The following is a 9,697-nucleotide window of genomic DNA, read 5'->3' on the forward strand; positions in this document are numbered from 1 at the left end:
CCGGCGAGCGCAGCGGCCCCAGTGGCAAGGAGAGTGCGCCGCCTGCTATTTGGAAATAACAGGCAAGCACATGACGCAGCCAATGGGGCCGCTCCGCCGCCCGGGCAATGTGACAAGATTTTTGAGAGTCGGTCTAAGGGGACGTTCGCACGCCAGGGTGTTTTTCACCACGCTGATGGACGGGCGGGCTTCGCCACGACCGTCCTACCTTCCTCCTTTTCCTACAGCATGCCCGGCGTGTAGCGCGGGCGGTCATCCACACCCGCACCGATCTGCTGGCGCATGCGGGTGTCATCCAGGGCGCGATCCACGCAGTCCTGCAGCGCGCGGGAGGTCAGCTCACGGAGGACGGGCACGGGCGAGCCGCTGCCGGGACGAAAGGCGTTGCTCTGGCGCTCGCCTTCATAGACGTGCGTGAAAAGCACGCGGCCCGAGGTGGCTTCCACGACGTTCACGCGGATGCGTGCATAGCCATAGGGATGCACCAAAAGCTGCGAGCGCAGATCCTGAATCTCCCCGGTGAGGATAAAGCGGCCCTTCACATCGGTGGCCAGCATGCCACGTGATTCCAGCGCGTAGCCAAAGGCATTGCGCACCACATCGCTGACGGGCAGGCGGGTCTGGATGGTATCGACCGACGGGCCGATGGGCAGGCGCACATGGCCGAGCGTCTGGGACTGCTCACCACGCTTGTCCTTGAACTCACCGACGGCAAAGTCCGGTGTGCCCCGCAGCATCCGGCCGTTCTGGGGAACGTAGTCGAGACTGATGACCGAGGAATTTCCACACGAAGTGAGGTTGAGGCAGGCTGCGAATCCGAGAATGACTGAAAAGCACCGAAAGTTCATGGAGGCCATCATTAGAACACCTTCGACGCGAATCAATGTGCTAGATTCACCCAATGCGGGCCCGCAGGAAAAAAAACAACCCTGCCGGAACTCGGAGCTCAGGAAAAAAACCCCCAAAACCTGAATCCAATTAACCCGGCAGGGTTGATTTAATGAATATATTCGGAAACAGCTTCGCCATGCAATACCAAAAAGTTTTCCATCGAAAAAAGACACTCCTTATCACGCTGCTGGGCATCGGCATTTCCGCCCTGTGCCCTTCGGAGTCTCACGCACAGCTGGGTCGCGGGGTACGCCAAGTCATCGTCTCCCAAGCAGCCACCTGGAATTCAAACACCGCCACGATGCAGTGCTACCAGCGCGCCTCCGCCGGGGCTCCGTGGCAGGCCGTCTTTGAGAAGCCCGTGCCGGTTTTGCTGGGCAGAAAGGGACTGGCCTGGGGCCGTGGCGTCTTCAATGCCCCACGGAACGGCATTCCCGCCAAGGTGGAGAAGGACTGGCGGGCGCCCGCAGGTGTGTTTCAGCTGGGATCACTGTTTGGCTATGCCCCCACCCCGCCCGGCGGTGCCCGCTGGCCGTACATCCAGGTCGGCCCCTGGGACGCCTACGTCGATGACTCGACCCTGCCGCAGTATTATAACCGCCATATCCGCATTGATCCCCGCCAGGGCATCCCGCCGTGGTTTGAGAAACAAAAAATGCGCCTGGGAGACGCCGCCTACAAGTGGATGCTCGAAATCCGCCACAATCAGCAGCCCTCCGCTCCCGGCTATGGCAGCGCCATCTTCTTCCACGTACGCCGTGGACCCGACAAGCCCAGCGCCGGCTGCACCACCATGGCCGAGGGCGACCTGACCCGCCTCCTGCGCTGGCTCGATCCCACCGCTTCACCGCATTACGTCCTGCTGCCAAAAGCGGACTATGCAGCGCTGCGTGGGGCATGGGGACTGCCGTGAGCACAGAACGGCTAATCCCTTCTCATGCCTTAAGCCCAAGTGAATGCCAGCCAGCCGTGAACGTCATTTGATTAAACTTCCAGCAACGTCCCGGCAGGTGCCTACGCGAGCGCGACAGCGTCTTGGACTGCGTGCGGCAAGCCTAGGCGCGACGCCGCTTTCGCAAGCCGGACGGCAGGCCAGGGCCGAAGAGTACAGCTTATCCCGCGAAAGCGGTGTCGCCGATGCAGGCTTGCGCCTTGCATCTCTGCCACCGCATTGATTCGCTGCACTCACCCTTCGGACAGCCTGCGGCTGTCTACCTCCGCTGCGCTTCGGTTCCAAGACGCTGTCGCGAGGCTGAAAGTCCAATGCCAAACAAACGCGATGGTGGAGGTTCCGGAACCAGTTGCGGCGCAACTGGGCTACTTTACCGCCCCGTGCTCTTGATCGCCTTCTTGAGCCACTCGCCTTCTTCTTTCCAGGGTGAGGCATTTCGAAGCTCAGCCACGGTCATCGGCAGGCGGGCGCTCCAGTTGCTGTCGGCGGCGATGCCGGGGACGTTGAAGCGGTCTTCGAGGCCATACAAATCGGTGAGCATGAAGGCGGCGTAGCGGGCGTTGCTGGTGAGCAGGGCCTCCAGCAGAGCGTGGCGGATGTGGGCGTCGTATTCCGGCCAGCCTTCGGAGGAGAAGCGCAGGCCGGCAAACTCCGCGAGATCGCCCAGTTCCTTGTCACCCAGGGCGCGCTCGGCTTCATCGCTGCTGGCGGCATCGCGGCGGCGGTGCTCCCAGTGCGTTCGCATCGGCTCATGATCATGCGTGGCGTAGGTGGTGAAGGCGCAGTTGTCATAGGTGCTGCCCATGACGACGCGGCCCTGCTCGTCGTGCTCCCACTGGCAGACTTTGAAGCCGGGAATGTCGAGGCTGAGCAGGTGCGGGCGCACGTAGTCAGGCACGGTGCCCAGATCTTCGGCCACCACCTCGGCTTTGCCAGCAGCGGCATCCAGGATCATGCGCAGGTACTTGTCACCATTGGCGAGATTGGCGGCTTTGTGCTCCGGAGTGTCGTCGTCGTTTTCGATGAAGTGCGGCAGGCGCCCGTCAGTGAGAGCTTTGGCCGCTTCATCACTGAGGTAACAAAACTCCGCATTGCGCGTGGGACGCCACGGGAAGCTGTAGATGCGGTAGAAGCCCAGCACGTGATCAATGCGGAAGATGTCAAAAACCTCGGTCAGCTTCTGCGTGCGCTGCCGCCACCACTGGAAGCCGCCCTGCTCCATGACATCCCAGCGATAAAGCGGAATGCCCCAGTTCTGGCCCCAGTGCTGCACGAAGTAGTCGTCCTTGAAATAGGTCTCCGGCGGAGCGCCGCCGCACCATTCGAGGTCAAACTGCTCCGGCTTGAAAAACACATCCGCGCTGCACCAGGAGATGCCAAAGGGGATGTCCCCCATGAGCTTCACGCCCTTCCCGTTCGCATAGGTGCGGAGTTCGCCCCACTGGCTGAAGCAGAGCCACTGCACGTAGGCATGGAAGAGGATGCGGTCATCGATCTCATCTCCCTGCGCATCACGCCAGGCGCGGGCTTTGCCAGCCGTGTTCAGCTCCTCGGGCCAGTTCGTCCAGTCTTCATGGCCGTGCTCCTCCATCAGGACTTTGAAAAGGCAGAAATCATCCAGCCAGGAGGCCTCCTTTTCGCAAAACGCCTCAAACAGCGCCATGCGCCCGGGCTGGGATTCGATCTGGCTGAAGGCGCGGCGCAGCAGCGTGTTTTTCAGGCGGCGCACCTTGGGGTAGTTCACCGAGCCATGCCGCAGAAGATCCACCCGCAGGATGCCGGTGATGGTGCTGTAGAATTTCTCGTCCAGTTCAGGCACCACCGCCGGGGAGAGATCCAGCGTGAGGTAGTCCAGCGCGACGGAGCTGATGGCATTGTAGGGGCTGCTGTCGCTGCCGGTGGCGTTGATGGGCAGAAATTGGACAAAACCGATCCCCTCATCCGCGGACCAGTCGATGAGCTGCCGCACGCCGCCGATGTCGCCAATACCAAGGTCCTCAGGTGTGCGCAGGGCGAAGACGGGGATCAAAATGCCGGCACGGCGTGGCTGTAGGGTGGGCATGAGGGAAAGATGGTTACCGGAATACGGATTGGCAATTGTTTGTGGTTGTCTGCTGCGATTTGGGTAAGATCGCAAGCGTATAGAGCATGATGCGTTCCCGATTCCTGACGATGCTGCTGTTTTTAGCAATCTCCGCCGCCCCGGCAGCGGAGACGAAGGAGCCACGCGTCATCGATTTCAAAGGGCCGCCGCATTCCTACCTCGAATGGAAGCCGAAGGACCGCTTTGCCGAGCTGCAGGAAAAGGCGCAGAAGGGGGAGGTGAAACTGGACACCACGAGTGACAAGGCCTTCCTCGCCAGCCTGCTGGCGGCGCTGAACATCCCGGTCAGCTCGCAGATCATGGTGTTCTCCGCGAGCTCGCTGCAAAGCGAGATCATCAATCCGCGCAACCCCCGCGCGCTCTACTTCAACGAAGACACCTACATCGGCTGGGTGCCCGGCGGGCTGGTCGAGATCATCGCCGCAGACCCGGAGATGGGCCCCATGTTCTACGTCTTCGACCGCCTGCGCCCCGGCGGCCCGGTGCCGAATGTCACGCGCTCCACCAAGTGCATGAACTGCCATGCGGGCAATGCCACGCGGCGGCTGCCAGGATTGATCGCGGAGTCCCTGCTGGTCTCGCGGGCAGGATCCAGCCTGGAGACTTATCGCCGGGATGTGCAGGGGCATCAGATCCCGCTGGAGGACCGCTTCGGCGGCTGGCATCTCACCGGCCAGCACAACATCGCCAACAACAGGGCGAACGTCATGGGCATCCCGAACAACGGGAAAAACGAGATCACCTCCGTAAATCCCGGGCAGTTCTCCGACCTCAGCCTGCACCTGCTGCCCACGAGCGACATCCTGCCGAATCTCACGAACGAGCACCAGATGGGCTTCGAAAACCGCCTGGTCTATGCCATCTACACCGTGCGCCAGCTCAAGAGCGAGGGCAAAGGCATGCTGGGCGCTGCGGCGAAGGCGGAGATCGAGGAACGTGCGATGGAACTCGCACGCTACATCACCTTTGCCGACGAAGCCAAGTTCCCCGCCAAAGGCATGGTGGGAGATCCCGCCTACGTACAGGATTTCCTGCGCGACCGCAAAGTCTCGAAGACCGGCCTGTCACTCAAGGATCTCGAGCTGAAGACCCGCATGTTCAAACACCGCTGCAGCTACATGCTCTACACGGACACCTGGAAAGCCGCGCCCAAGGAGCTCAAGGAGCGCGTCTACTACCACATGGCCCTCTACCTCCGCGAGCAGCCCGATGCCCAGCATGCCCATCTCCCGCCTGCCGAACGCGTGGCCATCCGCAGCATCCTCAAGGACACGATGACGGATCTGCCTAGCTGGTGGCGCTAGCAACGCTAACCGACGCAGGCTTCATTTGGTGCGGGGGTAAGCCTGCTCAAACTTATGCTTAAATTGCTCGTTTTGCTCGCGCACCGCTTTATCGATCAGGAGCGCACCTTTTGCCTCCTCCATCTGAAGTGCTGGGTCCCGCTTTATTGCAGGGCGTGAAGGAGTCACTTGTGTGGCCAGATGTGCGCCAAAAATCAGCAATCCGCCGCCAACGATGGCAAATCCCACCGTCATGAGTTTACGTGGATTCCACCATCTGAGCAGGCGAAACATCGCCACCTGAACCCAGCGGTGCTTCCAGGCATTCGTCCAGGCATCTGCAGGCACAACGCTTTGCACCAGCGGGATCCCGACCCACCCGTGCCCCTGCAGGACCACGGCATAGAGCGCATGCGCCGCAGCATCGGCCTTCCAGTCACATGCTGCTTCAGGATGCTCCAGCCGCTGCACCCAAAACGAACGAAAATCCGGTGGCAGATCACGCAAGGCCATGCCTCGGGCGATGCTGATTTCGAGGCTGGTGAACTTGCCTGCATCGTTTTCGGCATGCGGCAGACGCTTCAATTTGCGCATGATCGACTGGGCGAGGAAAGGCTGGTGCATGGCCACCAGACCAGCCGCATGGAAGAACACATCGGCGGTGCGCGCTGACCAGGCATCGACCTCGCATTCGTCGAGTTTTTGCACCAAGGTCGTGAGGTGAGCCTGGCTGCCCGCCTGCTCCAGCGCCTTGATGGCTCTGTTAACAAAGCCGGTGCGCCCTCCTTTCAGCAGGTGCGTCAAGATCGCCACCGGAGCGGTCATGCCAAACAGGCCCGCATCCGCGCCAAAGGCATCGCTGATGATGCACTCCACAGCATCAGGTGGGATGCCGAACTCAATCACGTCAACCGCCAGCGCCCTGAGCGCCATGGTGATGATGTCGAAATAACGCCGCGGATTCTCCAGCGCGCGATCCAGCGTTACGATCGAGTAGGACCATTCACGCGGCCAGTCGCGCGCAGGCCGCTGCGGCTTGCGCTGGTGCTGCTCCTGAGGAGGCGTCTGATCAAGCTTGTGCGGGAGGAAGGGAACGTCCCCAGCAGCCCAGGAAGAGGGCAGCGGCGATGGCGGCGCAGGGGCGGGGTCAGAAGGAGCAGAGGGAGGCTCTAAAACCGCAGGAGTTTCCTCTTCAGGCTCCCACTCCTCCGCGTCATCTGGCGGCCCGTCCTCCTCGCTGAGCGCACGAAATTGCAGCCATTCGAGGGCCTGCTCATAGGCCGAGCGAAGCCGCTGAAATCCTTCCGGGTCTTGATCGGGGCGGTGAACCTTGAGCAGCCTGGCATACGCGCTGCGCACCTGCTTTTCATCGGCAGTGTCAGGTCGCAGGCCCAGAATGCTCCATGAGTCAGCCATCGTTCTCGCGGAAAAAGGGTGCCATGAATGTGTCAAGATCCTGAGCTGTAGCGGCGATGCGCTCACGCTCCTGGCTGATGAGAGCTGCTTCAAAAGCTTCGAGGAAACCTTCCAGCGAGCGCCTCATCTCGCCTGAGAGATCAGCATACAGGCGGTTCGCACGCTCGAGGCGCGCACGGTTCTCCGGCCGGTCTGCCGGGTTTGTCTTCAAAGGCTGCAGTTTGCGCAGTGCAGCGGCAATCTGCTCAGCGCTCAGAGTGCCGGGTCTCTGCTCAAAAACCTTCGTCACCTTTTTGCCGGTTTCCTTGATGGTGATATCGACTTCGAGGAGGCCGTTCATGTCATAGGTGAAGCGTACATCCACCTGCCCTGGATATTTCTGACCGGGTCGGGCGCGCAGGCCCTGGATGTGCAGCATGCCAATTTTCCGGTTGTCTTTGACCAGCCGGCTCTCGCCTTGATACACCTGGATGGCCAGCTCATCCTGCTCCGGCGAGAGCGTGCTGAACAACTCGCTGCGGCTGCATGGCACCATCGTGTTGCGCTCAATGATCGGGGAAAAGAAGCCATGCTCACGATGGCCGCGCACCAGTTCCTTGGTGGTTTCAATGCCCAGGGTGTGGGGGCACACATCTGTGAGCACCAGGTCTTTGACGGCGGAATCTCCGGCCACCAGCGCCTGCTGCACGGCGGCCCCGAGTGCCACGACGCGGTCCGGATCCAGCGTCCGTGAGGGCTCCATGCCCAGCAGGTCCCGCAGATCCTCAAAAACCACCGGCATGCGGCTGGCCCCGCCGACCAACAAAACGGCGTCAATCTGTTTGGGTGTGAGCCCGGCATCACGCATCGTCCGGCGCACCACGGGCCGCAGGCGTGCCGTGATTTCCGCCGTGGCTGAGATGAAATCATCCCGCGTGATGGGTGCCTCCTTGCCATGCAGCGTGACTGTGGTGCTGGTCTGCTTTGACAGCTCGCGCTTGAGCATTTCCACACGCTCACGCCAGCGCCGGGAATCCACTGCGGGAGGGCTCCAGTTGAACTCGCGCTCGATCCATTGGGCAAAGGCATCGGTATAATCTTCTCCTCCCAGCCGGCTCTCTCCGGAGGATGCCTTGACCTCCACCACGCCTTCAAATGACTCAAGCAGCGTGACATCAAAGGTGCCGCCCCCCAGGTCAAAGACCAGCAGGGTGTTGAGTTCATCCGTCGCGCGGTAGCCGTAGGCCAGCGCTGCAGACGTTGGCTCATTGAGCAGGCGCAGCACCTTGAGTCCTGCAATGGCCGCCGCGTCCACCGTGGCCTGGCGCTGCAAATCATGGAAATAAGCCGGCACGGTGATCACAGCCGAATCCACCGGGGTCTTAAGCTGGTCCTCGGCGATGCGTTTCAGCTCGCGCAGCACCAGCGCGGAGCATTCCACGGGCGACCATTTCCGCCCGCCAAACTCATAAGTCGTGTCCGTCCCCATGTCCCGCTTGAAGCAGGCCTGCCCCGCATTCGGAGAGGTCACCAGCCGGTCCTTGGCGGCGCGCCCCACCAGCAGGGTGCCATCTTCTGCGACAGCGACGACGGAAGGAATCAAATCCTCGCCCAGCTCATTTTTCAACGTCACCGGCTGGCCATCACGCATGACGGCAACCAGGCTGTTGGTGGTGCCAAGGTCGATACCGATCATCGCAGAGAAGGAGGTTCGGTTTTCCTACCGGCTCAGCTCCAGCATCCGCAAAATCGGCTTCTCCGCGCGCTGGCGCAGGTCTTCCGGCATCTCCACTTGCGGCGTCAGATCGCGCAGGCAGTCGTGCAGCTTTTGCAGGGTGTTCAGCTTCATGTAGCGGCAGTCGGCGCAGGCGCAGTGTCCGGTGGGACCGGGGATGAATTTCTTGCCGGGCACTTCGCGCTCCAGGCGGTGCAGCATGCCGCTTTCGGTGACGATGATGAAAGTGCTCGCGGGGCTGTTGCGGCAATAGCCCACCATTTTCTCCGTGCTGCACACTTCATCGGCCAGAATGCGGACGGCGTAGGTGCATTCGGGATGAGCCACGACCTTGGCGTCCGGGTGTTCATCTTTGATCTGCTGGATGCTGTCCCGCGTGAACTCCACATGCACGTAGCAAGCGCCCTTCCACAGGTCCATCTTGCGGCCCGTGCGCTCCATGACCCAGGAGCCGAGGTTCTGATCCGGCACAAAGAGGATGGGGCGATCCTTTGGAGCTGCTTCCACGATTTTGTCAGCATTGCCGCTGGTGCAGATGCAGTCGCTCAGGGCCTTCACGTGGCCGCTGCAGTTGATGTAGGCGATCACGTAGTAGTTCTTGGCAGCGTTCGCTTTCAGGAAGGCTTCAAGCTGCGGCCCCGGGCAGCTCTGCTCCAGCGAGCAGCCGGCGTTGGCATCTGGCAGTACCACGATCTTGCCGGGGTTCACGATCTTGGCCGTTTCCGCCATGAAGTGCACACCGCAGAAGACGATGACGTCTGCCTCGGTCTCCTTCGCCTTGTAGGCCAGGCCGAGGGAATCCCCCACAAAGTCGGCGATCTCCTGGATGGCCTTGTCCTGGTAATTGTGCGCCAGGATCACGGCATTGCGTTCTTTTTTGAGACGGAGAATTTCTTCGGTAAGGCTGGGGGCGGTGGTGGCGACCATGGAAATGTGTGGAAGGAGAGCGTAAAACGGGGCGGAACGAGGTCAAGAGAGCTTCGCGCACGCTCGTCCTCGATCATGGAACGCCCGCTGGCCAATGCGGAATCGAGAAACTGAAAACTGCGAACTGGGAACTGAAAATTGCAAATTGGTCAGAGGCGGAGTGGTGTATCGTGCATTCCCTCCTTGATCGTATCTCCAGGCCATCCCTCTCCCGCTCCGCCAATTTTCAGTTTTCAATTTTCAGTTCCCAGTTTGCAGTGATTGCTCCCCGCGTTCGCCATGGCCGAGAATGGAGCGCCAAGATCGAGGACGAGCCCATTCCGTTCGACATTCCACCTTCATCATTCCACAGTTCCCCGTGACCCAAAAACAGCCTCACCCCCTTCTCGATCTCGCACTCACCGTCATCC

At 61.1% G+C, this 9,697-nt stretch carries 8 protein-coding genes; 2 read left to right on the top strand and 6 right to left on the bottom strand.

The genetic code is table 11. The features are described 5' to 3' along the window. Positions 1–221: 221 nt before the first annotated feature. Entirely contained in the window at positions 222–848 is a 627-nt protein-coding gene (locus tag WAW39_RS11900) for a hypothetical protein (protein ID WP_422319040.1), read from the bottom strand. Positions 849–1,027: 179 nt separating this feature from the next. On the opposite strand from WAW39_RS11900, the gene WAW39_RS11905 reads away from it, so the two are divergent. Continuing rightward, complete coding sequence (locus tag WAW39_RS11905; RefSeq protein ID WP_422319042.1) at positions 1,028–1,804, top strand: L,D-transpeptidase family protein; 777 nt, start codon at positions 1,028–1,030, stop codon at positions 1,802–1,804. A 409-nt stretch (positions 1,805–2,213) separates the two neighbouring features. Here the strand turns inward: WAW39_RS11905 and WAW39_RS11910 are convergent, their stop codons facing one another. Then, positions 2,214–3,905: a 4-alpha-glucanotransferase gene (locus WAW39_RS11910; RefSeq protein ID WP_422319044.1), complete on the bottom strand. Its 1,692-nt coding sequence runs from the start codon at positions 3,903–3,905 to the stop codon at positions 2,214–2,216. Positions 3,906–3,991: 86 nt separating this feature from the next. Between WAW39_RS11910 and WAW39_RS11915 the strand changes: the two genes are divergently transcribed. Continuing rightward, a complete protein-coding gene (locus WAW39_RS11915; RefSeq protein WP_422319046.1) occupies positions 3,992–5,251 on the top strand; it encodes a hypothetical protein in 1,260 nt (419 codons plus the stop codon). Positions 5,252–5,272: 21 nt separating this feature from the next. Here WAW39_RS11915 and WAW39_RS11920 read toward each other — a convergent pair whose 3' ends face one another. The 4 genes from WAW39_RS11920 to WAW39_RS11935 all read right to left on the bottom strand — a co-directional run. Continuing rightward, the gene (locus tag WAW39_RS11920) at positions 5,273–6,646 is read right to left on the bottom strand and encodes a hypothetical protein (protein WP_422319048.1); all 1,374 of its coding nucleotides are present in this window, start codon (positions 6,644–6,646) and stop codon (positions 5,273–5,275) included. Beyond that, on the bottom strand, positions 6,639–8,321 hold the full coding sequence (locus WAW39_RS11925) for an Hsp70 family protein (RefSeq protein ID WP_422319050.1): 1,683 nt from the start codon (positions 8,319–8,321) through the stop codon (positions 6,639–6,641). Before WAW39_RS11925 ends, WAW39_RS11920 begins: the two co-directional genes overlap by 8 nt. 24 nt (positions 8,322–8,345) lie before the next feature. Beyond that, positions 8,346–9,287, bottom strand: coding sequence for a quinolinate synthase NadA (nadA, locus tag WAW39_RS11930; protein WP_422319052.1), 942 nt, complete (start codon positions 9,285–9,287; stop codon positions 8,346–8,348). Between the two features lie 226 nt (positions 9,288–9,513). Further along, the coding region (locus tag WAW39_RS11935; protein ID WP_422319054.1) for a hypothetical protein at positions 9,514–9,697 on the bottom strand (184 nt) is incomplete at its 5' end.

The sequence above is a fragment of the Prosthecobacter sp. genome, from assembly GCF_049294395.1.
In the GTDB taxonomy this organism is placed as follows: Bacteria; Verrucomicrobiota; Verrucomicrobiia; order Verrucomicrobiales; family Verrucomicrobiaceae; genus Prosthecobacter.

Coding starts and splice junctions, on each gene's coding strand:
- WAW39_RS11910 (WP_422319044.1), bottom strand. CDS start 3,905: ATGCCCACCCTACAGCCACGCCGTGCCGGCATTTTGATCCCCGTCTTC.
- WAW39_RS11925 (WP_422319050.1), bottom strand. CDS start 8,321: ATGATCGGTATCGACCTTGGCACCACCAACAGCCTGGTTGCCGTCATG.
- WAW39_RS11920 (WP_422319048.1), bottom strand. CDS start 6,646: ATGGCTGACTCATGGAGCATTCTGGGCCTGCGACCTGACACTGCCGAT.
- WAW39_RS11905 (WP_422319042.1), top strand. CDS start 1,028: ATGCAATACCAAAAAGTTTTCCATCGAAAAAAGACACTCCTTATCACG.
- WAW39_RS11900 (WP_422319040.1), bottom strand. CDS start 848: ATGAACTTTCGGTGCTTTTCAGTCATTCTCGGATTCGCAGCCTGCCTC.
- WAW39_RS11915 (WP_422319046.1), top strand. CDS start 3,992: ATGATGCGTTCCCGATTCCTGACGATGCTGCTGTTTTTAGCAATCTCC.
- nadA (WP_422319052.1), bottom strand. CDS start 9,287: ATGGTCGCCACCACCGCCCCCAGCCTTACCGAAGAAATTCTCCGTCTC.